Annotated in this window: 24 protein-coding genes and 1 other annotated feature; of the genes, 18 read left to right on the top strand and 6 right to left on the bottom strand. The window is 55.1% G+C overall.

Annotated features, from left to right (window positions below; genetic code table 11):
- The first annotated feature begins 221 nt into the window (after positions 1-221).
- Together sltY and trpR are read left to right on the top strand one after the other, a co-directional pair.
- The gene (sltY, locus tag ACOTXC_RS15830; RefSeq protein WP_022646993.1) at positions 222-2,159 is read left to right on the top strand and encodes a murein transglycosylase; all 1,938 of its coding nucleotides are present in this window, start codon (positions 222-224) and stop codon (positions 2,157-2,159) included.
- A gap of 55 nt (positions 2,160-2,214) precedes the next feature.
- On the top strand, positions 2,215-2,544 hold the full coding sequence (gene trpR / locus ACOTXC_RS15825; RefSeq protein WP_003856511.1) for a trp operon repressor: 330 nt from the start codon (positions 2,215-2,217) through the stop codon (positions 2,542-2,544).
- A gap of 27 nt (positions 2,545-2,571) precedes the next feature.
- Here the strand turns inward: trpR and yjjX are convergent, their stop codons facing one another.
- Positions 2,572-3,087 (bottom strand): inosine/xanthosine triphosphatase, encoded by a 516-nt coding sequence (gene yjjX, locus ACOTXC_RS15820; protein WP_157508460.1) that lies wholly within the window; start codon positions 3,085-3,087, stop codon positions 2,572-2,574.
- Between the two features lie 48 nt (positions 3,088-3,135).
- On the opposite strand from yjjX, the gene gpmB reads away from it, so the two are divergent.
- Positions 3,136-3,783, top strand: coding sequence for a 2,3-diphosphoglycerate-dependent phosphoglycerate mutase GpmB (gene gpmB, locus ACOTXC_RS15815; protein ID WP_006810187.1), 648 nt, complete (start codon positions 3,136-3,138; stop codon positions 3,781-3,783).
- Here the strand turns inward: gpmB and robA are convergent.
- Positions 3,780-4,649, bottom strand: coding sequence for an MDR efflux pump AcrAB transcriptional activator RobA (gene robA, locus ACOTXC_RS15810; RefSeq protein WP_022646995.1), 870 nt, complete (start codon positions 4,647-4,649; stop codon positions 3,780-3,782). The genes gpmB and robA overlap by 4 nt on opposite strands.
- Positions 4,650-4,863: 214 nt before the next feature.
- Here robA and creA point away from each other — a divergent pair, with 214 nt between their 5' ends.
- Positions 4,864-5,334: a protein CreA gene (gene creA / locus ACOTXC_RS15805; protein ID WP_421767823.1), complete on the top strand. Its 471-nt coding sequence runs from the start codon at positions 4,864-4,866 to the stop codon at positions 5,332-5,334.
- A 48-nt stretch (positions 5,335-5,382) separates the two neighbouring features.
- Here the strand turns inward: creA and arcA are convergent, their stop codons facing one another.
- Positions 5,383-6,099, bottom strand: coding sequence for a two-component system response regulator ArcA (arcA, locus tag ACOTXC_RS15800; RefSeq protein ID WP_003856501.1), 717 nt, complete (start codon positions 6,097-6,099; stop codon positions 5,383-5,385).
- Between the two features lie 95 nt (positions 6,100-6,194).
- Here arcA and yjjY point away from each other — a divergent pair, with 95 nt between their 5' ends.
- The 7 genes from yjjY (at position 6,195) to ACOTXC_RS15765 (ending at position 13,001) form a co-directional block, all read left to right on the top strand.
- Positions 6,195-6,335: a protein YjjY gene (gene yjjY, locus ACOTXC_RS15795; RefSeq protein WP_001541509.1), complete on the top strand. Its 141-nt coding sequence runs from the start codon at positions 6,195-6,197 to the stop codon at positions 6,333-6,335.
- A 399-nt stretch (positions 6,336-6,734) separates the two neighbouring features.
- A complete protein-coding gene (locus tag ACOTXC_RS15790) occupies positions 6,735-7,421 on the top strand; it encodes a tRNA/rRNA methyltransferase (RefSeq protein WP_032625413.1) in 687 nt (228 codons plus the stop codon).
- A gap of 211 nt (positions 7,422-7,632) precedes the next feature.
- Positions 7,633-7,701, top strand: coding sequence for a thr operon leader peptide (gene thrL, locus ACOTXC_RS15785; protein WP_015572623.1), 69 nt, complete (start codon positions 7,633-7,635; stop codon positions 7,699-7,701).
- Positions 7,640-7,757, top strand: a sequence feature (Thr leader region). (Overlaps the previous gene by 62 nt.)
- A gap of 24 nt (positions 7,758-7,781) precedes the next feature.
- Positions 7,782-10,244 (top strand): bifunctional aspartate kinase/homoserine dehydrogenase I, encoded by a 2,463-nt coding sequence (gene thrA, locus ACOTXC_RS15780; RefSeq protein ID WP_022646997.1) that lies wholly within the window; start codon positions 7,782-7,784, stop codon positions 10,242-10,244.
- 1 nt (position 10,245) lies between these two features.
- Positions 10,246-11,175 (top strand): homoserine kinase, encoded by a 930-nt coding sequence (gene thrB, locus ACOTXC_RS15775; protein ID WP_023299286.1) that lies wholly within the window; start codon positions 10,246-10,248, stop codon positions 11,173-11,175.
- A 3-nt stretch (positions 11,176-11,178) separates the two neighbouring features.
- Positions 11,179-12,465: a threonine synthase gene (thrC, locus tag ACOTXC_RS15770; protein ID WP_003856490.1), complete on the top strand. Its 1,287-nt coding sequence runs from the start codon at positions 11,179-11,181 to the stop codon at positions 12,463-12,465.
- Positions 12,466-12,713: 248 nt separating this feature from the next.
- Complete coding sequence (locus ACOTXC_RS15765; RefSeq protein WP_421767822.1) at positions 12,714-13,001, top strand: DUF2502 domain-containing protein; 288 nt, start codon at positions 12,714-12,716, stop codon at positions 12,999-13,001.
- Between the two features lie 31 nt (positions 13,002-13,032).
- On the opposite strand, the gene yaaA is transcribed toward ACOTXC_RS15765, so the two are convergent.
- Together yaaA and ACOTXC_RS15755 are read right to left on the bottom strand one after the other, a co-directional pair.
- A complete protein-coding gene (gene yaaA, locus ACOTXC_RS15760) occupies positions 13,033-13,806 on the bottom strand; it encodes a peroxide stress protein YaaA (RefSeq protein ID WP_022650381.1) in 774 nt (257 codons plus the stop codon).
- A 66-nt stretch (positions 13,807-13,872) separates the two neighbouring features.
- Positions 13,873-15,306 (bottom strand): alanine/glycine:cation symporter family protein, encoded by a 1,434-nt coding sequence (locus ACOTXC_RS15755; RefSeq protein ID WP_023299289.1) that lies wholly within the window; start codon positions 15,304-15,306, stop codon positions 13,873-13,875.
- Between the two features lie 262 nt (positions 15,307-15,568).
- Between ACOTXC_RS15755 and tal the strand changes: the two genes are divergently transcribed.
- The 3 genes from tal (at position 15,569) to ACOTXC_RS15740 (ending at position 18,665) form a co-directional block, all read left to right on the top strand.
- Positions 15,569-16,522, top strand: coding sequence for a transaldolase (gene tal / locus ACOTXC_RS15750; protein ID WP_003856481.1), 954 nt, complete (start codon positions 15,569-15,571; stop codon positions 16,520-16,522).
- 110 nt (positions 16,523-16,632) lie between these two features.
- Entirely contained in the window at positions 16,633-17,220 is a 588-nt protein-coding gene (mog, locus tag ACOTXC_RS15745) for a molybdopterin adenylyltransferase (protein ID WP_003856479.1), read from the top strand.
- A 122-nt stretch (positions 17,221-17,342) separates the two neighbouring features.
- Positions 17,343-18,665: an MFS transporter gene (locus tag ACOTXC_RS15740; RefSeq protein WP_023305417.1), complete on the top strand. Its 1,323-nt coding sequence runs from the start codon at positions 17,343-17,345 to the stop codon at positions 18,663-18,665.
- Here the strand turns inward: ACOTXC_RS15740 and satP are convergent.
- Positions 18,642-19,208 carry an acetate uptake transporter gene (satP, locus tag ACOTXC_RS15735; protein WP_022647004.1) on the bottom strand — a complete coding sequence of 189 codons (567 nt, stop codon included), beginning with the start codon at positions 19,206-19,208 and terminating at the stop codon, positions 18,642-18,644. The genes ACOTXC_RS15740 and satP overlap by 24 nt on opposite strands.
- Before the next feature lie 296 nt (positions 19,209-19,504).
- Between satP and dnaK the strand changes: the two genes are divergently transcribed.
- The 4 genes from dnaK to nhaR all read left to right on the top strand — a co-directional run bounded on the left by dnaK (position 19,505) and on the right by nhaR (position 24,958).
- Positions 19,505-21,418, top strand: coding sequence for a molecular chaperone DnaK (dnaK, locus tag ACOTXC_RS15730; protein ID WP_006810169.1), 1,914 nt, complete (start codon positions 19,505-19,507; stop codon positions 21,416-21,418).
- Positions 21,419-21,505: 87 nt separating this feature from the next.
- Positions 21,506-22,651, top strand: coding sequence for a molecular chaperone DnaJ (gene dnaJ, locus ACOTXC_RS15725; protein ID WP_008502040.1), 1,146 nt, complete (start codon positions 21,506-21,508; stop codon positions 22,649-22,651).
- Between the two features lie 173 nt (positions 22,652-22,824).
- Positions 22,825-24,000, top strand: coding sequence for a Na+/H+ antiporter NhaA (gene nhaA / locus ACOTXC_RS15720; protein ID WP_045621246.1), 1,176 nt, complete (start codon positions 22,825-22,827; stop codon positions 23,998-24,000).
- 58 nt (positions 24,001-24,058) lie between these two features.
- Positions 24,059-24,958, top strand: coding sequence for a transcriptional activator NhaR (gene nhaR / locus ACOTXC_RS15715; protein ID WP_003856462.1), 900 nt, complete (start codon positions 24,059-24,061; stop codon positions 24,956-24,958).
- Positions 24,959-24,997: the final 39 nt, after the last annotated feature.

Raw genomic sequence — 24,997 nt, 5'->3', positions numbered from 1 at the left:
ACTTCGCCTCTTTTATCGTGATGAGAATGAATTTCAGCCTCGAAGTGTAGCCTTTTTCACGCCCTAATCCCAGCCAGGAACGTCGGGAGTGTTAAAACGCGCAAGAAAGGTAAAAAAGTGTCCATGACGTGGCGCGTTGTGGGATGCCTGGTTAGCATAAGTTGAGGTAACTTTAACGTGGCAAGACGCTGCAACTGACGAAAAACAATGAGGAAGAGCTTGTGGAAAAAGCCAAACGGGTGGTCTGGCGTCTGCTGGCTGCCAGCGTATGCGTAATGGCGGTAAGCCAGGCGGTGCATGCCGATTCACTGGATGAACAACGTAACCGCTATGCCCAGATTAAGCAGGCATGGGACAACAAGCAGATGGATACCGTGCAGGCGCTGATGCCGACGCTGAAGGATTATCCGCTGTATCCGTATCTGGAGTATCGTCAGATCACTGATGATCTCATGAATCAACCGACCGTCACCGTAAATAACTTCATTCAGGCGAACCCGACACTGCCGCCTGCGCGCACCCTGAAGTCCCGGTTTGTGAACGAGCTGGCCCGTCGCGAAGACTGGCGCGGCCTGCTGGCTTTCAGCCCGGATAAACCGGGCGCGACGGAAGCGCAGTGTAATTACTATTATGCGAAATGGGCGACCGGTCAGCAGGAGGAAGCCTGGACCGGCGCGAAAGAGCTGTGGTTGACGGGCAAAAGCCAGCCAAACGCCTGTGACCCGCTGTTCAGCGCCTGGCGCGCCTCGGGCAAGCAGGATCCGCTCTCTTACCTGGAACGTATTCGCCTGGCGATGAAGGCCGGTAACACCCGGCTGGTCACCGTGCTGGCGGGCCAGATGCCCGCGGATTATCAGACCATTGCCTCTGCCGTTATCAGTCTGGCAAACGATCCCAATACCGTGCTGACGTTTGCGCGTACCACCGGCGCGACCGATTTTACCCGCCAGATGGCGGCGGTGGCCTTTGCCAGCGTGGCGCGTGAGGATGTGGAAAACGCCCGGCTGATGATCCCGCAGCTGGTGCAGGCCCAGCAGCTTAATGACGATCAAACCCAGGAACTGCGCGATATTGTGGCATGGCGACTGATGGGAACAGATGTCACCGACGAACAGGCGCGCTGGCGTGACGACGCGGTAATGCGTTCAAACTCTGTCTCGCTGGTGGAGCGTCGCGTGCGCATGGCGCTGGGAACGGGCGATCGTCGTGGCCTCAATACCTGGCTAGCGCGCCTGCCGATGGATGCTAAAGAGAAAGATGAATGGCGTTACTGGCAGGCGGACCTGCTGCTGGAGCGTGGTCGTGAAGACGAAGCCAAAGCGATCCTCCACTCCCTGATGCAGCAGCGCGGCTTCTACCCGATGGCGGCGGCGCAGCGTCTGGGCGAGGAGTACACCCTGAAGATCGACAAAGCGCCAGCCAACGCGAACCCGGCGCTGACGCAGGGTCCGGAAATGGCGCGCGTGCGCGAGCTGATGTACTGGAATCTGGATAATACCGCGCGCAGCGAATGGGCCAACCTGGTCACCAGCCGTACCACCGACGAGAAGGCGCAGCTTGCCCGCTATGCGTTTGATAATCGCTGGTGGGATCTGAGCGTGCAGGCGACGATCGCCGGCAAGCTGTGGGATCATCTCGAAGAGCGTTTCCCGCTGGCTTATAAGGATCTGTTCGATCGCTACACCAGCGGCAAAGATATTCCGCAAAGCTACGCGATGGCCATTGCCCGTCAGGAAAGCGCCTGGAACCCGAAAGTGCGTTCGCCGGTGGGGGCCAGCGGCCTGATGCAAATTATGCCGGGCACCGCGACGCACACGGTGAAGATGTTTAATATCCCAGGCTACAGCAGCCCGTCCCAGCTGCTGGATCCGGAGACCAACATCAACATCGGTACCAGCTACTTGCAGTACGTCTATCAGCAGTTCGGTAATAACCGTATCTTCGCGTCAGCGGCGTACAACGCCGGGCCAGGCCGCGTGCGGACATGGCTTGGTAACAGCGCAGGGCGACTCGACGCCGTGGCGTTCGTCGAGAGCATTCCGTTCTCGGAAACGCGCGGATATGTGAAGAACGTGCTGGCGTATGACGCCTACTATCGGCACTTCATGGGGGAGAAAGATGCCCTGATGAGCGATGCCGAGTGGCAGAGACGTTACTGATCGGCGCGGGTTGTGTTATGCTGTACTCGCTAATGAGTACAAGAGGCAGCATAACATGACCCAGCATTCCCCGTATTCCTCGGCCATGGCCGAACAGCGTCATCAGGAGTGGCTTCGTTTTGTGGAGTTGCTCCGCCAGTCTTACGACAAAGATCTGCATTTACCCTTGCTACAGCTGATGCTGACGCCAGACGAGCGTGAAGCGCTGGGTACACGGGTACGCATTATTGAGGAACTGCTGCGTGGCGAAATGAGCCAGCGTGAACTGAAAAACGAGCTGGGCGCGGGCATCGCGACGATTACCCGGGGTTCAAACAGCCTGAAGTCGGCGCCGGTTGAACTGCGTCAGTGGCTGGAAGCGGTATTGCTTAAAAACGCCGGATGACGGCTTCGCCTAATCCGGCCTACAAACTTAACGATAAATCGCGTTATGGAACGGACTTAACGCCAGAATAACGGCCTGGTGGTAAACGCTCGAACGGGTGAGCTTGCCCGCGGTAAAGACGCCAATCGCCCCCTCTTTACGACCAATCTCATCAATGCCGGTGTAGTGCGACATTACCGGCCCCAGCGCCTCACCCGCGCGGACTTTCTCCAGTATGACCTCCGGCAGCGGCAGCGTGGCTGAACGCGCTTCGCCGTGCTGCTCGCGGCTTTCGATGACAACCCAGCTGAAGGTCGCCCCTTCGTCGATACCTGCTTCAATCGCGACCCAGAAGTCAGCATCTGGCGCGGCGGCTTTTGCATTCGCCACGCGATTTCGTGCGCCAGCGCGTGTTTCCTCGCTGCCAAACGGCTGTTCCGGCACACCGCTCTCGACGCCGACGGCGTCAATATGGCAGGATCCTTCGCCGAAGATCTCTTCAAATGCCCTTAGAATTGCCTGAATTTTGGCAGGATTGGTGGTAGCAGAGACAACATGGTGCATAATTAAGCTCGATTTAAAAAATTCATCGCAGTATAACGGAAAAAAAGCATGTTACAGGTATACCTTGTTCGCCACGGTGAAACGCAGTGGAACGCCGAGCGACGTATTCAAGGCCAGTCAGACAGTCCTCTCACCGACAAAGGTGTGCAGCAAGCGTGGCAGGTGGCGGAGCGCGCCAGAACGCTGGGTATCACTCACGTCATCTCCAGTGATTTAGGCCGCACGCAGCAGACGGCACGCATCATCGCCGATGCCTGTGGCTGCGACGTGACCCTTGAACCGCGCCTGCGCGAGCTGGATATGGGCGTGCTGGAAAAACGCCCTATCGATACGCTGACGGAAACCGAAGAAGGCTGGCGTCGCACGCTGGTGAACGGCACTGAAGATGGTCGCATCCCTGAGGGGGAATCCATGCAGGAGCTGAGCGTGCGCATGCATGCCGCGCTGGCCGAGTGCCTGAAACTCCCGGCAGGTAGCCGACCGCTGCTGGTGAGCCACGGTATCGCGCTGGGTTGCCTGGTGAGTACCATTCTGGGGCTGCCGGCTTACGCCGAGCGCCGTTTGCGTCTGCGCAACTGTTCCATTTCCCGTATCGACTATCAGGAAAGTGCCTGGCTGGCATCGGGGTGGGTGGTTGAGATGGCAGGGGACATTTCGCATCTTGATGCCCCTGCACTGGATGAGTTGCAGCGTTAACGACGTACCGGAATCAGGAATTCCATCCGCAGATTGATAGGGCCTTCTTCCGGTTTTGCATCTTGCGCCGGATAGTAGCGCTCAATGTCCTGACCTTTACGGCGATTCAGATTCAGCATTGGCATGCAGGTCCCGTAAACGGTCAGGATGAACTCCTGAACGCCCGTTCCTAACCCTTCGTATGAGAACATCACATACTCGCCGCCTTCCAGCACGACAGGCTTCGAGCCATGAATGTAACCGTTCGCCATGTCAGGCGTCAGCGCCGTGGTATAGAACACTTCCTGCTCGTCGTCTTTTTCCTGGCTTGGATACGTTTCGTTCAGGCCATACAGAATCGGCGGGATCGCCGGAGCGTGACTTAAAAATTCGCGCCAGAACTGAACGCGCATCTGATGGCGGAACTCGGAGATCTGCTCCAGGGAACAGGAGTAGCTCTGCGTGGTGCCGACCAGGTGCGTTTCCGGCAGGGTGATGATTTCATATTTTGGCATCGCAAACTCGCCCAGACGCAGCGGCGGACGCATACCAAAGGAGCTCCAGTCCGGCGAGCGGCGATAAAGCGCTGGCGTTAACGAGAACTGTTTTTTAAAGGCGCGAGTGAAGGTTTGCTGTGAATCGAAGCGATATTGCAGGGCAATATCAAGGATTGGTCGCGCGGTCAGGCGCAACGCGACAGCAGACTTTGATAAACGACGTGCGCGAATATAGGCACCGATAGCATGACCGGTGACATCCTTGAACATCCTTTGCAGATGCCACTTGGAATAGCCTGCTTTTGCCGCCACATTATCCAGTGACAAAGGCTGGTCGAGATGACCTTCCAGCCAGGTGAGCAGGTCGCGAATAATTCCAGCCTGATCCATATACTATCCTCATCCTTAAAACTGCCGCAGGTGCCTGTTTACAGGTTAGCGGATAATAGCATTTTTTGACGTTTTAGCATTCAGTGTTTTTTTTGCGCATAAATGCTTTTTGTGGTGATTTAAGTGCGGATATATTCTAATCCTGTGATCTTGCTACATTTTTATCTAACCTGTTGAATAATCGCTCAGCGTAATTTTTATGAATGGTAACAATATGAAATACAAGGTTTTAGTCTTTGCAGCACTGGCGCTGATGGCAGGGCGCATGGCACAGGCGGAGCAAATTGGCTCCGTGGACACCGTGTTTAAAATGTTTGGGCCGGACCACAAAATTGTGGTGGAGGCCTTTGACGATCCGGACGTTAAAAACGTCACCTGCTATGTCAGCCGGGCGAAGACCGGCGGGATTAAAGGCGGCCTGGGGCTGGCTGAAGACACGTCTGACGCGGCCATCTCCTGTCAGCAGGTTGGTCCGGTGGAATTGAGTGACAAAATTAAAAACGGCAAAGCGCAGGGCGACGTTGTATTCCAGAAACGGACCTCGCTGGTGTTCAAAAAGCTACAGGTGGTCCGTTTTTATGACGCGAAGCGTAACACACTGGCTTATCTGGCTTATTCCGACAAAGTCGTGGAAGGCTCACCGAAAAACGCGATTAGCGCGGTGCCGATTATGCCGTGGCATTGATAAAAAAAACGGCGCAAAAGCGCCGTTTTTTACTGCGTGACGGGAGGATTACTCCTGGAGGTCACCGCAGAAACGATAGCCTTCACCATGGATCGTGGCGATGATTTCCGGCGTATCAGGCGTAGATTCGAAATGTTTACGAATACGACGGATGGTTACGTCAACGGTACGATCGTGTGGCTTCAACTCACGACCGGTCATTTTCTTCAGCAGTTCTGCACGGGACTGGATCTTGCCCGGGTTTTCGCAGAAGTGCAGCATCGCGCGGAATTCACTGCGCGGCAGTTTGTACTGCTCACCGTTCGGGCTAATCAGCGAACGGCTATTGATATCAAGTTCCCAGCCGTTGAATTTGTAGCTGTCGACGCTACGACGCTCTTCACTGACCGTACCCAGATTCATGGTGCGGGACAGCAGGTTGCGTGCACGAATGGTTAACTCGCGAGGGTTGAACGGCTTGGTGATGTAGTCATCCGCGCCGATTTCCAGACCAAGAATTTTATCAACCTCGTTGTCACGGCCTGTCAGGAACATCAACGCGACGTTCGCCTGTTCACGCAGTTCGCGCGCCAGAAGAAGCCCGTTTTTGCCCGGCAGATTGATATCCATAATCACCAGGTTGATATCATTTTCAGAAAGGATCTGATGCATCTCTGCGCCATCGGTCGCTTCAAAGACATCGTAGCCTTCTGCTTCGAAAATGCTCTTTAACGTGTTGCGTGTTACCAACTCGTCTTCAACGATAAGAATGTGCGGGGTCTGCATGTTTGCTACCTAAATTGCCAACTAAATCGAAACAGGAAGTACAAAAGTCCCTGACCTGCCTGATGCATGTCGCAAATTAACATGATCGGCTTAACGTGACTAAAGTACGTAATTGCGTTCTTGATGCACTTTCCATCAACGTCAACAACATCATTAGCTTGGTCGTGGGTACTTTCCCTTTGGACCCGACAGTGTCAAAAACGGCTGTCATCCTAACCATTTTAACAGCAACATAACAGGCTAAGTGACACCGGACACCCAATAAAACTACGCTTCGTTGACATATATCAAGTTCAATTGTAGCACGTTAACAGTTTGATGAAATCATCGTAGCTGAATGCTAGCCTTTGTCACAATTTTTCAATAAACCAACTAGTTGCGGACATTGATTGATAAACGGTACGAATCCAATCGGAAAAGAGTATTCATAAGGTCATTATCATTACAAAACATAAGGATAATGGACTTCTGTTAACATTCTAACTGATTGTTCAGCCACAAAATAGTTTAGCTTTTTTTAATTGTTATGAAACGCTATTTCGGTGATTTGTGTTGCAAAATTGTAAATTCGTGCTGCGTAATATGTTGAAGTGAATCACATTTTTACCTGCTAACTGATTAAAAAGAGAGCATAAATGCATCTGTCGATTGTGCTGGTGGCACCAGCAAGAGCTGAAAATATTGGCGCTGCGGCGCGTGCCATGAAGACCATGGGTTTTACCGATTTGCGTATCGTAGACAGCGCGGCGCATCTGGAGCCTGCTGCGCGATGGGTGGCGCACGGTTCGGGTGATATTCTCGATAATATAACCACTTACGCTACGCTCGCTGAGGCGCTGCACGATATTTCGTTTACCGTCGCGACGACCGCGCGCAGCCGGGCGAAGTTTCATTATTACGCCACGCCTGCTGAACTGGTGCCAATGCTGGAAGAGAAAAGCCAGTGGCTGGAGAAAGCCGCGCTGGTGTTTGGGCGAGAAGATTCCGGGCTGACTAACGAAGAACTGGAACTGGCTGACGTCCTGACGGGCGCGCCGATGGTGGCGGATTATCCGTCACTCAATCTGGGGCAGGCGGTGATGGTGTACTGCTATCAATTAGCATCCTTAATACAAATTTCTCAGCCGCCAGCGTCAGTAACGGATGAAAACCAGTTGGCGGCGCTGCGTATTCGTGCAGATAAGCTTCTCGAGCAACTGGGCGTCGCTGACGATCAAAAAATGGTGGACTGGTTACAGCAGCGCCTGGGGCGTCTTGAACAGCGCGACACGGCAATGCTGCACCGATTGCTTCATGATATTGAAAAAAAATTAGCCGAGTAAAATAGTGTCATAAGTTTTTATTATGGCCGATCCTGCTAATGTCTGGGGTTGCATCTGGGGTATTCCGATGAAAATAATTCTGCACGCAGCGGGACGTGAGAATGTCCCGAATTGTGATCAAATTAAAAATTCATTGACTTAAGGTGTCCGATCCTTTAACCCTAAAAGAATAGAGCACAGACAGATAATAATGACAGAGTACACAACATCCATGAAACGCATCAGCATCACCACCATTACTACAACCATCATCATTACCACAGGTAACGATGCGGGCTGACGCGTACAGGAAAAACAGAAAAAAGCCCGCACCTGAACAGTGCGGGCTTTTTTTTCGGCTAAAGGAAATGAGGTAGAACCATGCGAGTGTTGAAGTTCGGCGGTACATCAGTGGCAAATGCAGAGCGTTTTCTGCGTGTTGCCGATATCCTGGAAAGTAACGCCAGGCAGGGGCAGGTTGCTACCGTGCTCTCTGCCCCGGCAAAAATCACGAACCACCTGGTGGCGATGATTGAAAAAACCATCGGTGGCCAGGATGCACTTCCGAACATCAGCGACGCCGAACGTATCTTCGCTGAACTGCTTCAGGGGCTGGCAGACGCCCAGCCTGGCTTCCCGCTGGCGCAGCTGAAAACCACCGTTGAACTCGAATTTGCCCAGATTAAACATGTCCTTCACGGTATCAGCCTGCTGGGTCAATGCCCGGACAGCATCAACGCGGCGCTAATTTGCCGGGGTGAAAAACTCTCTATCGCCATCATGGCGGGCGTGCTGGAAGCGCGCGGTCACCACGTGACGGTCATCGATCCGGTTGAAAAACTGCTGGCTGTGGGACACTACCTTGAATCCACCGTCGACATTGCCGAGTCGACACGCCGCATTGCGGCGAGCAAAATCCCGTCTGACCACATGATCCTGATGGCAGGCTTCACCGCCGGTAACGAGAAGGGCGAACTGGTGGTGCTGGGGCGTAACGGCTCTGACTACTCCGCTGCCGTGCTGGCGGCCTGTTTACGTGCAGACTGTTGTGAGATCTGGACTGACGTTGATGGTGTATATACCTGTGACCCGCGCCAGGTGCCGGACGCCAGGCTGTTGAAGTCGATGTCGTACCAGGAAGCGATGGAGCTTTCCTACTTCGGCGCCAAAGTGCTTCACCCGCGTACCATCTCCCCGATTGCCCAGTTCCAGATCCCTTGCCTGATTAAAAACACCGGTAATCCGCAGGCGCCGGGTACGCTGATTGGCGCCAGCGCTGATGAAGATGACCTGCCGGTAAAAGGCATTTCGAACCTTAATAACATGGCGATGTTCAGCGTCTCTGGCCCGGGTATGAAAGGTATGGTTGGCATGGCGGCACGCGTGTTTGCGGCCATGTCCCGTAATGGGATCTCCGTGGTGCTGATCACGCAGTCTTCTTCCGAATACAGTATCAGCTTCTGCGTCCCGCAGGGCGATTGCCTGCGCGCCCGTCGCGCGCTGGAAGAAGAGTTCTACCTGGAGCTGAAAGAAGAGCTGCTGGAGCCGCTCTCTATTCAGGAGCGTCTGGCCGTGATCTCCGTGGTAGGCGACGGCATGCGCACCCTGCGCGGAATCTCCGCCAAATTCTTTGCCGCCCTGGCGCGGGCCAATATCAATATCGTGGCGATTGCCCAGGGCTCATCAGAGCGTTCAATTTCCGTTGTCGTGGATAACGATGACGCCACTACCGGCGTGCGCGTGGTGCATCAGATGCTGTTCAACACCGACCAGGTGATTGAGCTGTTCCTGGTGGGCGTCGGCGGCGTCGGCGGCGCGCTGCTGGAGCAGGTAAAGCGCCAGCAGGAGTGGCTTAAGAAGAAACATATCGATTTGCGCGTCTGCGGAATTGCGAACTCGAAAGCGTTGCTGACTAACGTCCACGGTCTGAACCTGGAAAACTGGCAGGCGGAACTGGAAGAGGCGAAAGAGCCGTTCAACCTGGGTCGTCTGATCCGTCTGGTGAAAGAGTATCACCTGCTTAACCCGGTGATCGTCGACTGTACCTCCAGCCAGGCTGTGGCCGATCAGTACGCGGATTTCCTGCGCGAAGGTTTCCATGTGGTGACGCCGAACAAAAAGGCCAACACCTCGTCGATGGATTACTATCACCAGCTGCGTCTGGCGGCGAGCAAGTCGCGCCGCAAGTTTCTGTATGACACCAACGTGGGCGCAGGCCTGCCGGTCATCGAGAACCTGCAAAACCTGCTGAACGCGGGCGACGAACTACAGCGTTTCTCCGGCATCCTCTCCGGCTCCCTGTCGTTTATCTTCGGCAAGCTGGACGAAGGGATGAGCCTGTCGGAAGCCACCCGCGCCGCGCGCGAGCTGGGCTACACCGAGCCGGATCCGCGCGACGACCTCTCCGGTATGGATGTGGCGCGTAAGCTGCTGATCCTGGTGCGCGAAACCGGCCGCGAGCTGGAGCTTTCGGATATCGTGATTGAGCCGGTGCTGCCAGCAGAATTTGATGACAGCGGCGACGTCAGCGCTTTTATGGCCAGGTTGCCGCAGCTTGACGACGCCTTTGCCGCCCGCGTTGCGAAAGCCCGTGATGAAGGTAAGGTATTGCGCTATGTTGGCAATATTGAAGAAGACGGCGTCTGCCGCGTGAAGATTGCCGAAGTGGATGGCAACGATCCGCTGTACAAGGTGAAAAACGGCGAGAACGCCCTGGCGTTCTACAGCCATTATTATCAGCCATTGCCGCTGGTACTTCGCGGCTATGGCGCAGGGAATGATGTCACGGCGGCGGGCGTGTTTGCCGATCTGCTGCGTACCCTGTCATGGAAGTTAGGAGTTTAAGATGGTTAAAGTATATGCCCCGGCTTCCAGCGCCAATATGAGCGTCGGATTTGACGTGCTGGGCGCGGCGGTTACGCCGGTGGATGGTTCGCTGCTGGGCGATACGGTAACGGTTGAGGCGGCAGAGCGCTTCAGCCTGAATAACGTCGGCCGTTTTGCCAGCAAGCTGCCGCCTGAACCGCGTGAGAATATCGTTTATCAGTGCTGGGAACGCTTCTGTCAGGAGATCGGTAAAAACGTGCCGGTCGCCATGACGCTGGAAAAGAGCATGCCGATTGGTTCGGGACTCGGCTCCAGCGCCTGCTCGGTGGTCGCCGCGCTGGTGGCGATGAATGAGCACTGCGGCAAGCCGCTGAACAACAGCCGCCTGCTGGCGCTGATGGGCGAGCTGGAAGGGCGCATCTCCGGCAGCATTCATTATGATAACGTGGCGCCGTGCTTCCTTGGCGGCATGCAGCTGATGATTGAAGAAAATGGCATCATCAGCCAGCAGGTGCCAGGGTTTGATGAGTGGCTGTGGGTGCTTGCCTATCCGGGCATTAAGGTTTCTACCGCCGAAGCGCGTGCGATCCTGCCGGCGCAGTATCGTCGTCAGGACTGTATCGCCCACGGGCGTCATCTGGCGGGCTTTATTCATGCCTGCTATACCCGACAGCCGCAGCTGGCGGCGAAACTGATGAAAGACGTTATTGCCGAGCCGTATCGCACGAAGCTGCTGCCGGGCTTTAACGAAGCGCGACAGGCATCCATGGATATCGGCGCACAGGCGTGCGGCATCTCCGGCTCCGGCCCGACGCTGTTCGCCTTATGCGACAAGCCAGACACCGCGCAGCGTGTGGCGGACTGGCTCTCTAAACACTACCTGCAAAATCAGGAAGGCTTTGTTCATATTTGCCGTCTGGACACGGCTGGCGCACGAGTACTGGGATAACGAATGAAACTCTACAACCTTAAAGATCATAACGAGCAGGTCAGCTTTGCGCAGGCGGTAACGCAGGGTTTGGGCAAAAATCAGGGGCTGTTCTTCCCCCACGACCTGCCGGAATTTCAACTGACTGAAATCGATGAACTGCTTAAGCAGGACTTTGTCACCCGCAGCACCAAAATTCTGTCTGCGTTTATTGGCGACGAAATCCCGCAGGAGCTGCTCGAAGAGCGCGTGCGCGCGGCGTTTGCTTTCCCGGCCCCGGTGAAGCAGGTGGAGCCTGACGTTGGCTGTCTGGAGCTGTTCCACGGCCCGACGCTGGCGTTCAAAGATTTCGGCGGTCGCTTCATGGCGCAGATGCTGACCCACATCAGCGGCGACAAACCGGTGACCATCCTGACCGCGACCTCAGGTGATACCGGTGCGGCGGTGGCTCATGCGTTCTACGGCCTGAAAAACGTCCGCGTGGTGATCCTCTATCCGAAAGGCAAAATCAGCCCGCTTCAGGAAAAACTGTTCTGCACTCTTGGGGGCAACATTGAAACCGTGGCGATCGACGGCGATTTCGATGCCTGCCAGGCGCTGGTGAAGCAGGCCTTTGATGACGAAGAGCTGAAGGCGGCGCTGGGGCTGAACTCTGCCAACTCCATCAACATCAGCCGTCTGCTGGCGCAGATCTGCTACTACTTCGAAGCGGTGGCCCAGCTGCCGCAGGACGCGCGCAATCAGCTGGTAGTTTCCGTGCCAAGCGGGAACTTCGGCGATCTGACGGCGGGCCTGCTGGCGAAATCACTCGGCCTGCCGGTGAAGCGCTTTATCGCCGCTACCAACGCCAACGACACCGTGCCGCGTTTCCTGAAGGACGGAAAATGGGCGCCGAACGCGACGCAAGCCACGCTCTCCAATGCGATGGATGTGTCACAGCCTAACAACTGGCCGCGTGTGGAAGAGCTGTTCCGCCGTAAGGTCTGGCGTCTGGGCGACCTGGGCTACGCAGCGGTGACGGACGAAACCACGAAAGCCACCATGCGCGAGCTGAAAGCGGTGGGCTATACCTCTGAGCCGCACGCGGCGATTGCCTATCGTGCCCTGCGCGATCAGCTTCAACCGGGTGAGTATGGCCTGTTCCTCGGTACCGCCCATCCGGCCAAGTTCAAAGAGAGCGTGGAAGCGATCCTGGGTGAAACGCTGCCGCTGCCAAAAGAGCTGGCCGAGCGCGCCGACCTGCCGTTGCTGTCCCATGAGCTGCCCGCAGACTTTGCCGCACTGCGTAAGCTGATGATGACCCGAGCGTGAGTTTATTGCCCGGTGGCGGCTACGCCTTACCGGGCCTGGAACATTTCAGAAAGTAGGCCGGGTAAGGCGAAGCCGCCACCCGGCTTTTTTATGGAGAAAATAAGGAGAAAAACAGCAGGAAAAAAGCAGAAATTCCCAATAAATGCGGTTACTTAGGGTTTAGGATTGCAGAGAATAACATCCACCGTTCCCATCACGTACTCTCCTTACATCGGCCCACGTTGGGCAAGAAGAATAAGGAGTCACCTATGTCTACACTGAAACCTGCACTTATCGCGCTTTCACTGATGCTGGTCGCTCCCATGGCGGTGCAGGCAGCTGAGATCACCCTCGTCCCTGCGGTAAAACTGCAAATTGGCGATCAGGATAATAACGGACACTACTGGGATGGCGGCCGCTGGCGCGACCATGACTGGTGGAAAGCGCACTATGACTGGCGCGATAACCACTGGCGTCCGCACGATGAACATCGCGATCGTCACGATCATCACCGTCATGACGATCATCGCCCGGGGCCGGACCGGAAGCACCATTAACACAAACCCCGCCAGCTGGCGGGGTTGTCTTTTATTGCTCGTGACGCTTAAACACCAGCTCGTTTTTTCCTGACGATGCCTCGTCGAAGAAATACCCTTCACTGTTAAAGCCAGTGAGCTGCTCTGGCTTCGTCAGGCGGTTTTGAATGATGAAACGGCTCATCAGACCGCGCGCTTTTTTGGCGTAGAAGCTGATCACTTTAAATTTGCCGTTTTTCTCGTCGAGGAACACCGGCTTGATAATGTCCGCATCCAGCTTTTTCGGCTTCACCGATTTGAAGTACTCATCGGAGGCCAGGTTGATCACCACGTTGTCCCCCTGGGCTTGCAGCGCCGCGTTAAGCTTATCGGTAATGACATCGCCCCAGAACTGGTACAGATCTTTGCCTTTGGCATTTTCCAGGCGGATACCCATCTCCAGACGATACGGCTGCATCAGATCCAGCGGGCGCAGCACCCCGTACAAGCCGGATAACATGCGCAGATGCTGCTGGGCAAAATCGAAATCGGCTTCGCTAAACGTTTCTGCTTGCAGGCCAGTGTAGACGTCACCTTTGAAGGCCAACAGCGCCTGACGGGCGTTAGCGGGCGTGAAGTCAGGCTGCCACTCATGAAAACGGGTGGCGTTCAGGTCGGCGAGTTTATCACTGATGCTCATCAGCGAAGCGATTTGCGGAGCCGAAAGCTTACGCGCCTCGTGGATCAGCTGTTGCGAGTAGTCCAGCAATTCCGGCTGGGTATAACGCTCAGTGGCGAGCGGGCTCTGGTAGTCGAGCGTTTTGGCAGGTGAAATCAGAATCAGCATATCCAGTCCTTGCAGGAAATTTAGAGCGACTTTAACAAAAAATCGCCCTGAATTGATCGATAGCTGTTATTGCCGCGGCAAATCATCCCAGGTGCCAGGAGCAATTTGTGATTCGATTTCGGGATAGCGTGAGGCGTCAAAGACGGGCTGTACGCCGAGCTTGCGCTGACGCAGATAATCGCGCGCGATCAGCGCCACAACCGGTGAAAGAAGCAAAATTGCCGTCAAATTGGTGATGGCCATCAGCGCCATAATGACATCCGCCAGTTGCCAGATCATCGGCATGCTGAGCAGGCAACCGACAAATACCATGGCCAGCACACCCGCGCGAAGGATGTTGCGGGCCAGACGCGAGTCAACTTTCAGGAAAATAAGGTTGTTCTCGGCATAGATATAGTTCACCACAATAGAACTGAAGGCAAAAAGCCCCACGACAAGGGCGACAAGGCCTGCGCCCCAACCGCCGACGAGGGAGACCAGCGCCTGTTGTACCCAGTGAATGCCTGCTGTACTGCCGGATGGATGTTCAACGGCGCCGGACAGCAACATTATCATCGCACTGGCGGAGCAGATAACAATGGTGTCTGTGAAGACGCCAATCATCTGTACAATGCCCTGCGCGGCGGGATGCGGGGGCCAGGATGCGGCCGCTGCGGCGGCATTCGGCGTGGAGCCCATTCCCGCCTCGTTGGAGAACATGCCTCGCTGAAAACCCGCAGTGAGAGCCTGGCTAAGGGTGTAACCCAGCGCGCCGGAAGCCGCTTCGCGCCAGCCGAACGCGCTTTGGAAAATGGTGACGATGACGTTCGGCACTTCGTCGATATGTATCGCGCATACCAACAGGCTGGTTGACACCCACAGCAGCGCCATCAGCGGAACCAGCCACTGCATCAGGCGGGCAACCCCTCTCAGCCCGGTCACAATGGTCAGCAGGGTGAGAAGGGCAAGCGCGCTGCCCGTCAGCCACTCCGGACAATTGAAGGCAAAGCGCAGCGCGTGGGCGACGGAATTAGCCTGAACGGTATTGAAAATAAGACCATAGGCCATCAGTAAAAAGATTGAGAACAGGACGCCCATCCAGCGCATTCCCAGTCCGCGAGCCATATACCAGGCGGGGCCGCCGCGAAATTGACCGTTGCCGTCTTTTTCTTTGTAGAGCTGCGCAAGCGAGCATTCAGCAAAGGAGGTGGCCATACCGATAATCGCCGTCACCCACATCCAGAATACCGCGCCCGGACCGCCCGCGCCGATTGCCAGCGCGACACCGGCCAGGTTACCGCTGCCGACGCGCGCGGCCAGGCTGGTACAGAGCGCCTGAAACGAGGTCAGGCCGCCCGGCTGTGGTGTGACGCTGTTTTTCAGACTTCTGCCAAATTTGCGAATATAGCGAAACTGAATCAGTCCGCTGCGCCACGTAAACCAGATACCTGCTCCTGAAAGCAGGTATATCATGATAGAACCCCAGAGGACTTCGTTAATAAAGAAAAAGAAATCAGGCACTAACGTCCCTCTTGTTGATGCCAACGTGAATATGTAAGCGCTACCACTGATTGTGCATGCTGTTACTTAGCAGCCTGTTAATATTCTGAGTTTATCATACTCTGCCTAAGCGCACTGTCTGCGGTTGCGCTGCCTCTCACTCGTGTTATCATCAGGGCAGACCGGTTACATCCCCCTAACAAGTAAACCTGTCATTTTTCCGCTGCTGGCAGGCTGTCGGTAGTGTGAATTATCCAGGGAACGTTAAAAGAGAAACACTATCATGACGGATAAATTGACCTCCCTTCGTCAGTTCACCACTGTCGTCGCTGACACCGGAGATATTGCGGCAATGAAGCTGTACCAGCCGCAGGATGCTACAACCAACCCTTCTCTGATCCTTAACGCCGCGCAGATCCCTGAGTATCGCAAACTGATCGACGAGGCGGTGACCTGGGCAAAAGCACAGAGCAATGACCGCGCGCAGCAGGTTGTGGATGCGACTGACAAACTGGCAGTAAACATCGGTCTGGAAATCCTGAAGCTCGTTCCTGGCCGTATCTCTACTGAAGTTGATGCTCGCCTGTCCTACGACACCGAAGCGTCTATTGCCAAAGCAAAACGCCTGATCAAACTGTACAACGATGCGGGCATCAGCAACGACCGTATCCTGATCAAACTGGCCTCTACCTGGCAGGGCATTCGCGCCGCTGAACAGCTGGAAAAAGAAGGGATCAACTGTAACCTGACTCTGCTGTTCTCCTTCGCACAGGCGCGTGCATGTGCCGAAGCTGGCGTATACCTGATTTCTCCGTTTGTGGGCCGTATTCTGGACTGGTACAAAGCCAACACCGACAAGAAAGAGTATGCGGCGTCTGAAGATCCAGGCGTGATTTCCGTGACGGAAATCTACGAATACTACAAACAGCACGGCTATGAGACCGTTGTTATGGGCGCAAGCTTCCGTAACGTCGGTGAAATCATTGAGCTGGCTGGCTGTGACCGCCTGACCATCGCCCCTGCGCTGCTGAAAGAGCTGGCAGAAAGCGAAGGAGCTATCGAGCGTAAACTGTCCTACACCGGTGAAGTGAAAGCGCGCCCAGAGCGCATCACCGAGTCCGAGTTCCTGTGGCAGCACAACCAGGATCCAATGGCCGTAGATAAACTGGCGGACGGTATCCGTAAGTTTGCTATCGACCAGGAAAAACTGGAAAAAATGATCGGCGACCTGCTGTAATCATTCTGCGTGACCGGGTTCCCGGTCACGCCTCTTTCCCCCGCCTCTGTCTGAATTTTCTCTCTGCGTGTATCATTCCCTTTAATCAGTACTTTTTGAATGGAATGGATATGAATACCTTACGCATCGGCTTAGTGTCGATTTCTGACCGCGCCTCCAGCGGTGTTTATCAGGATAAAGGCATCCCTGCTCTGGAAGCGTGGCTGGGCAGCGCGCTCACTACCCCGTTTGAGATCCAGACTCGCCTGATCCCGGACGAGCAGCCGATCATCGAGCAGACCCTGTGTGAGCTGGTGGATGAGATGAGCTGCCACCTTGTGCTGACGACGGGCGGAACCGGCCCCGCGCGCCGCGATGTAACGCCGGACGCGACGCTGGCTATCGCCGATCGTGAAATGCCGGGCTTCGGTGAACAGATGCGCCAGATCAGTCTACACTTTGTCCCGACGGCCATTCTTTCCCGTCAGGTCGGGGTGATCCGCAAACAGGCGCTGATCCTGAACCTGCCGGGGCAGCCGAAGTCGATAAAAGAAACGCTGGAAGGAGTAAAAGCCGAAGACGGGAGCGTTATCGTCCACGGTATCTTTGCGAGTGTACCGTATTGTATACAACTGCTTGACGGTCCGTACGTGGAAACTGACGGCAACGTGGTAGCAGCATTTCGCCCTAAAAGCGCTCGCCGCGAAACAATCTCCTGAAAATGCTTTAAATGTGACATTTGCGCCAGCCGCAGTAGCGTGTAAATGGATTTACGATATAGTAATTTTTTCTTTACGATTGCTGTAAAAAATAATCCACAACACATGCACAATGGTTCGCTATGTCACATAACACCCGACCTCTGAATCGACAGGACTACAAAACCCTCACGCTCGCTGCTCTGGGCGGCGCGCTGGAGTTTTACGACTTCATCATCTTTGTCTTCTTCGCCGCCGTCGTGGGGGCGCTGTTTTTCCCGGCGGATATTCCTGAATGGCTGCGTCAGGTGCAAACCTTCGGCATTTTCGCTGCCGGGTATCTGGCGCGTCCGCTGGGCGGCATTGTTATGGCGCACTTTGGCGATCTGGTTGGGCGCAAGAAGATGTTTACCCTCAGCATCCTGCTGATGGCCGTGCCGACGCTGGCGATTGGCCTTTTGCCTACCTATGAGTCGATGGGCATTATCGCCCCGTTATTGCTGCTACTGATGCGTATTCTCCAGGGCGCGGCCATCGGCGGGGAAGTGCCGGGCGCGTGGGTTTTTGTCGCTGAGCACGTCCCGGTGCGCCGCATCGGCATTGCGTGCGGAACCCTGACCGCAGGACTGACGATCGGGATCCTGCTTGGCTCCGTGGTTGCAACCATCATCAATACCAGCATGACGCAACAGGCCGTTCACGACTGGGGCTGGCGTATCCCGTTCCTGCTGGGCGGGGCGTTTGGGCTGGTGGCAATGTACCTGCGACGTTGGTTGCAGGAGACGCCAGTATTTCTGGAAATGCAGCAGCGGAAGGCGCTGGCGCAAGAATTGCCGGTAAAAACCGTAGTAGTGCGGCATAAAAAAGCGGTAGTCGTGTCGATGCTTCTGACCTGGCTGCTGTCTGCGGGTATCGTGGTGGTCATTTTGATGTCGCCGGTCTGGCTGCAAAAACAGTACGGTTTTGCGCCTGCTGTGACGTTACAGGCGAACAGTATCGCGACAATTATGCTCTGCTTTGGCTGTCTGGCCGCGGGACTGGCGGCGGATCGTTTCGGTGCCAGCGTGACCTTTATTGTCGGCAGCCTGCTGCTGGCCGCGTCGAGCTGGGCATTCTACCATCTTGCGGGCAGCCATCCTGAACAGTTGTTCCTGCTGTACGGCATCGTCGGGCTGTGCGTGGGCGTCGTTGGCGCCGTACCGTACGTAATGGTCCGCGCCTTCCCGCCGGAGGTACGCTTCACCGGCATCTCTTTCTCTTATAACGTCTCGTATGCCATTTTCGGTGGGCTGACCCCGATTGTGGTCACGGTGTTGATGGGGCTGTCACCCCTTGCACCTGCATGGTACGTGCTGGCGTTATCGCTGATGGGGCTGGTATTGGGGATGTGGCTTCGCCAGTCAGAGGGATGTCGTGCCCGCGACGCGGGCACGACAGAGGGATCAGTGTTTTTCACCAATCGGTAATACGGTGCGGCCGAACTGCTCGTTCAGCACTTCACCCATTGCCAGGTAGATAGCGCTTGCGCCGCACACCAGACCGACCCAGCCGGCAACGTGAACGATGCCTTCGTTATCCGCCAGGTGACCCGCGGCAAGCAGAGCGAACAGCACGGTCAGGCTCAGGAAGACGAATTGCAGCGCGCGGTTCGCCTTCAGGGTGCCGAAGAACATGAACAGGGTGAACACGCCCCACAGTCCCAGGTACACGCCCAGGAAATGGGCGTTTGAAGCATCTGCCAGGCCCATTTTAGGCATCAGCAGAATGGCGACCAGCGTCAGCCAGAACGAACCGTAAGAGGTAAAGGCGGTTAAGCCGAAGGTATTGCCTTTCTTATATTCCAGCAGGCCCGCGAAAATTTGCGCGATACCGCCGTAAAAAATGCCCATCGCCAGGATTACGCCGTCCATCGGGAACATCCCGATGTTGTGCAGGTTCAGCAGAATGGTGGTCATGCCAAAACCCATCAGGCCCAGCGGAGCCGGATTAGCCAACTTAGTGTTGCCCATAAGTCCTCAAAAAAATCATCATTAATATGGTGAAATGGTTAAACCCGCGCCAGTTCTACCTGACGGGGCGCGGCATCATAATGGGCGGCATCGGCGCCGTCTATGATCTCATCGGGGTGAAATTAAAAAATTTTTTATCCTTCCCCCTTGATGGATGCCGTTGTGACCCCATCTTGTAAGCAACCGCAGTGTGTGGACCTGAAAAAAATCAAATCTGGGCAGTTGAAAAAGCACGTTCTGCCCTTATTACAGGTACACAACCACATGTTGACTGAATTTTTAGTGGAGACGTTTAGATGGGTAAAATTATTGGTATCGACCTGGGTACTACCAACTCTTGTGTAGCGATTATGGATGGCACTACTGCACGTGTGCTGGAGAACGCCGAGGGCGATCGCACCACGCCTTCTATCATTGCTTATACCCAGGATGGTGAAACTCTGGTTGGTCAGCCGGCTAAACGTCAGGCAGTGACAAACCCGCAAAACACCCTGTTTGCAATCAAACGCCTGATTGGCCGCCGCTTCCAGGACGAAGAAGTTCAGCGTGACGTTTCCATCATGCCTTACAAAATCATCGCAGCCGATAACGGCGATGCATGGCTTGATGTGAAAGGCACCAAAACTGCACCTCCGCAGATCTCTGCTGAAGTGCTGAAGAAAATGAAGAAAACCGCGGAAGATTACCTGGGTGAACCGGTAACTGAAGCTGTTATCACCGTACCTGCTTACTTCAACGATGCTCAGCGTCAGGCAACCAAAGATGCTGGCCGTATCGCAGGTCTGGAAGTAAAACGTATCATCAACGAACCAACCGCAGCAGCACTGGCTTACGGTCTGGATAAAGAAGTTGGTAACCGTACTATCGCGGTTTACGACCTGGGTGGTGGTACCTTCGATATCTCTATTATCGAAATCGACGACGTTGACGGCGAAAAAACCTTCGAAGTTCTGGCAACCAATGGTGATACCCACCTGGGTGGTGAAGACTTCGATACCCGTCTGATCAACTACCTCGTTGACGAGTTTAAGAAAGATCAGGGCATTGACCTGCGTAACGACCCGCTGGCCATGCAGCGCCTGAAAGAAGCCGCTGAGAAAGCGAAGATCGAACTGTCTTCCGCTCAGCAGACCGACGTGAACCTGCCGTACATCACCGCAGACGCGACCGGTCCAAAACACATGAACATCAAAGTGACCCGTGCGAAACTGGAAAGCCTGGTAGAAGACCTGGTGAACCGTTCTATCGAGCCGCTGAAAGTTGCATTGCAGGACGCTGGCCTGTCCGTGTCTGATATTCAGGACGTTATCCTGGTAGGTGGTCAGACCCGTATGCCAATGGTTCAGAAGAAAGTTGCTGAATTCTTTGGTAAAGAGCCACGTAAAGACGTGAACCCGGACGAAGCGGTTGCTATCGGTGCTGCGGTTCAGGGTGGTGTTCTGACGGGTGAAGTGAAAGACGTACTGCTGCTGGATGTTACTCCGCTGTCACTGGGTATCGAAACCATGGGTGGCGTGATGACTCCGCTCATCAACAAAAACACTACTATCCCGACGAAACACAGCCAGGTGTTCTCCACCGCTGAAGACAACCAGTCTGCGGTAACCATCCATGTGATTCAGGGTGAGCGTAAGCGTGCGGCGGATAACAAATCTCTGGGTCAGTTCAACCTGGACGGTATTAACCCGGCACCACGCGGCATGCCACAGATCGAAGTCACCTTCGACATCGATGCTGACGGTATCCTGCACGTGTCTGCGAAAGACAAAAACAGCGGTAAAGAGCAGAAGATCACCATCAAGGCATCTTCTGGCCTGAACGAAGCGGAAATCGAAAAAATGGTTCGTGATGCCGAAGCTAACGCGGAATCCGACCGTAAGTTCGAAGAGCTGGTTCAGACCCGTAACCAGGGTGACCATCTGCTGCACAGCACCCGTAAGCAGGTTGAAGAAGCGGGCGATAAACTGCCAGCGGAAGACAAAACTGCGATCGAAACTGCACTGAGCGCGCTGGAAACGTCTCTGAAAGGCGAAGACAAAGCGGACATTGAAGCGAAGATGCAGGAGCTGGCACAGGTTTCTCAGAAGCTGATGGAAATCGCTCAGCAGCAGCACGCACAGCAGCAGGCGGGCGCTGATGCTTCTCAGAACAACGCGAAAGACGACGATGTTGTCGACGCTGAGTTCGAAGAAGTGAAAGATAAAAAATAATCGCCCTGATGCAGGGTAATTAATCGGCACGGGCGTAGGAGTATTCTCCACGCCCGTGCTCGCATGTTAAGGGGCTTAAAAAAACCAATGGCAAAGCAAGACTATTACGAGATTTTAGGCGTTCCGAAAACTGCGGAAGAGCGTGAAATCAAAAAGGCATATAAGCGCCTGGCCATGAAATTCCACCCTGACCGTAATCAGGGTGACAAAGAGGCTGAAGCCAAATTTAAAGAGATTAAAGAAGCCTACGAAGTCCTGACCGATGCACAAAAACGTGCGGCTTATGACCAGTATGGTCACGCGGCCTTTGAACAGGGCGGCATGGGCGGCGGTGGATTTGGTGGCGGCGGCTTCGGCGGCGGCGCTGATTTCAGCGACATCTTTGGCGATGTATTTGGCGATATCTTCGGCGGCGGTCGTGGTCGTCAGCGCGCGGCGCGCGGCGCAGATCTGCGCTATAACATGGACCTGACGCTGGAAGAAGCGGTTCGTGGCGTAACCAAAGAGATCCGTATCCCGACGCTGGAAGAGTGTGACGTTTGCCACGGCAGCGGCGCGAAAGCGGGGACTCAGCCACAGACCTGTCCAACCTGTCACGGTTCCGGTCAGGTGCAGATGCGCCAGGGCTTCTTCGCGGTGCAGCAGGCCTGTCCGCATTGTCATGGTCGCGGTACGCTGATTAAAGATCCGTGCACCAAATGCCACGGTCACGGTCGCGTGGAGAAAACCAAAACGCTGTCCGTTAAGATCCCGGCAGGCGTGGATACGGGCGACCGCATCCGTCTGGCAGGTGAGGGTGAAGCTGGCGAGCACGGCGCACCGGCAGGGGATCTGTACGTTCAGGTTCAGGTTAAACAGCACGCCATCTTCGAGCGTGAAGGTAACAACCTGTACTGTGAAGTGCCGATCAACTTTGCGATGGCGGCGCTGGGCGGCGAAATCGAAGTGCCGACGCTGGACGGTCGCGTTAACCTGAAAATCCCTGGCGAAACCCAGACCGGGAAGCTGTTCCGCATGCGCGGCAAAGGCGTTAAATCCGTTCGCGGTGGCGCGCAGGGTGACCTGTTATGCCGCGTGGTCGTTGAAACGCCGGTCGGCCTGAACGACAAGCAGAAACAGCTGCTGAAAGAGCTTCAGGAAAGCTTTGGTGGCCCGACGGGTGAGAAAAACAGCCCGCGCTCCAAAAGCTTCTTCGATGGCGTCAAAAAATTCTTCGACGATTTAACCCGCTAACCTGCCAGCTGGTTACTATCCTTTAAAGCCCGGAAGCGATTCCGGGCTTTTTGCTTTATAGCGTTATTCCTCGGTTAAACTGAATCTATAACCAATATTAATCTGTTTTTACCGATCTGTTTGCGCTGATATTATGGTTTTACCGAGGTATTGTTGTAAAAGAGAGTTTAAACGTGAAATTACTACACCGTTTCTTTAGCAGTGAGGCATCCGGCGGCGTCATCCTGATTATTGCTGCTGCAGCCGCCATGCTGCTCGCCAATATGGGCATGACGCGCGATCTCTATCACGCATTTCTGGAAACCCCCGTCGAGCTGAAGGTCGGGGCGCTGGAAATTAACAAGAACATGCTGCTGTGGATCAACGATGCGCTGATGGCGGTGTTCTTCCTGCTGGTAGGCCTGGAGGTCAAACGTGAGCTGGTGATCGGTTCTCTTGCCAGCCGTCAGCGCGCGGCGTTTCCGGTGATCGCGGCGATTGGCGGGATGATCGTTCCCGCGTTGCTCTTTCTCGCGTTTGCGTGGCAGGATCCGATTGCGCGTGACGGCTGGGCGATCCCGGCCGCAACGGATATCGCGTTTGCGCTCGGGGTCTTAGCCTTGCTCGGTAGCCGCGTCCCGGTAGCACTGAAAATTTTCCTGATGGCGCTGGCGATTATCGATGACCTGGGCGCTATCGTGATTATCGCGCTGTTCTACACCAGCGATCTGTCGGTTCTGTCGCTGAGCGTGGCGGCCGTGGCTATTGCGGTGCTGGCGTTGCTGAACGTCTTCAACGTCCGACGCACGGGTATTTATATTCTGGTGGGGATGGTGCTGTGGACGGCGGTGCTGAAGTCTGGCGTGCATGCCACGCTGGCGGGCGTCATCGTTGGCTTCTTTATTCCGCTGAAGGAGCAGGACGGCAAATCGCCTGCCAGACAGCTGGAGCATGTGCTTCATCCGTGGGTGGGCTTTATGATCCTGCCGCTGTTTGCATTTGCCAACGCGGGTGTTTCCCTGGCCGGTGTTACCCTGGACGGACTCACCTCTGTGCTGCCGCTGGGTATCATCGCTGGTTTGTTTATCGGTAAGCCGCTGGGTATCAGCCTGTTCTGCTGGCTGGCGCTGAAGCTGAAGCTGGCGTCATTGCCAAACGGAACCACCTTTAGTCAGATTATGGCCATCGGCGTGCTGTGCGGTATTGGATTCACCATGTCGATCTTTATCTCGACGCTGGCGTTTGGTGCCAGCGCGCCTGAGCTTATCGTCTGGGCGAAACTCGGCATTCTTATCGGGTCGTTACTGGCCGCGGTTATTGGTTATACCTTGTTGAAGGTGAAGTTGTCCGGACAGGCTGTCCAGGCATAACAGGAAACCGGGAGAAGGGAAGCCTTCTCCCGATAAACTATCAGGGAGTGAAAACGTGATGTCTCATTTGAACTATAACCATCTCTATTACTTCTGGCATGTCTACAAGCAGGGCTCGGTCGTGGGAGCGGCAGAGGCGCTCTACCTGACACCACAAACTATTACCGGGCAAATCAAAGCCCTGGAAGAGCGCTTACAGGGCAAGCTTTTTAAGCGGAAAGGACGTGGCATTGAGCCGAGCGAGCTGGGCGAACTGGTGTTCCGCTATGCGGACAAGATGTTCACCCTGAGCCAGGAGATGCTGGATATCGTTAACTATCGCAAAGAGTCGAACCTGCTCTTTGACGTGGGCGTGGCGGATGCGTTGTCCAAACGGCTGGTAAGCGGTGTGCTGGATGCGGCGGTGGTGGAAGATGAACAGATTCATTTACGCTGCTTTGAGTCCACTCACGAGATGCTGCTGGAACAGCTGAGCCAGCATAAGCTGGATATGATCATTTCGGATTGCCCAATCGACTCCACGCAGCAGGAAGGCTTGTTCTCGGTGAAAATTGGCGAATGCGGCGTCAGTTTCTGGTGCATTAATCCGCCGCCGGAAAAACCGTTTCCTGCTTGCCTGGAAGAGCGCCGCCTGCTGGTGCCGGGTAGGCGGTCTATGCTCGGACGTAAGCTGCTGAACTGGTTTAACTCGCAGGGGCTGAACGTGGAGATCCTCGGTGAGTTCGACGATGCGGCTTTGATGAAGGCTTTTGGCGAGGCGCACAACGCTATCTTCGTTGCCCCGACGCTGTACGCGCACGATCTCTATTCAGACGACAAGATTACCGAGATTGGCAGGGTGGATAACGTGATGGAAGAGTATCACGCCATATTCGCCGAAAGGATGATTCAGCACCCGGCGGTGCAGCGAATCTGCAACCGCGACTACTCGGCGCTGTTTACGCCGCCGGCAATCTGAAGACATAAAAAAACCCGCGTTAAGCGGGTTCTTTCAAAC

This window comes from Enterobacter cloacae complex sp. IR5428, assembly GCF_049238585.1.
Classification (GTDB): Bacteria; Pseudomonadota; Gammaproteobacteria; order Enterobacterales; family Enterobacteriaceae; genus Enterobacter; species Enterobacter intestinihominis.
The sequence above is the reverse complement of the archived record's forward strand: the minus strand, read 5'-3'. Positions and strand labels throughout refer to the sequence as shown.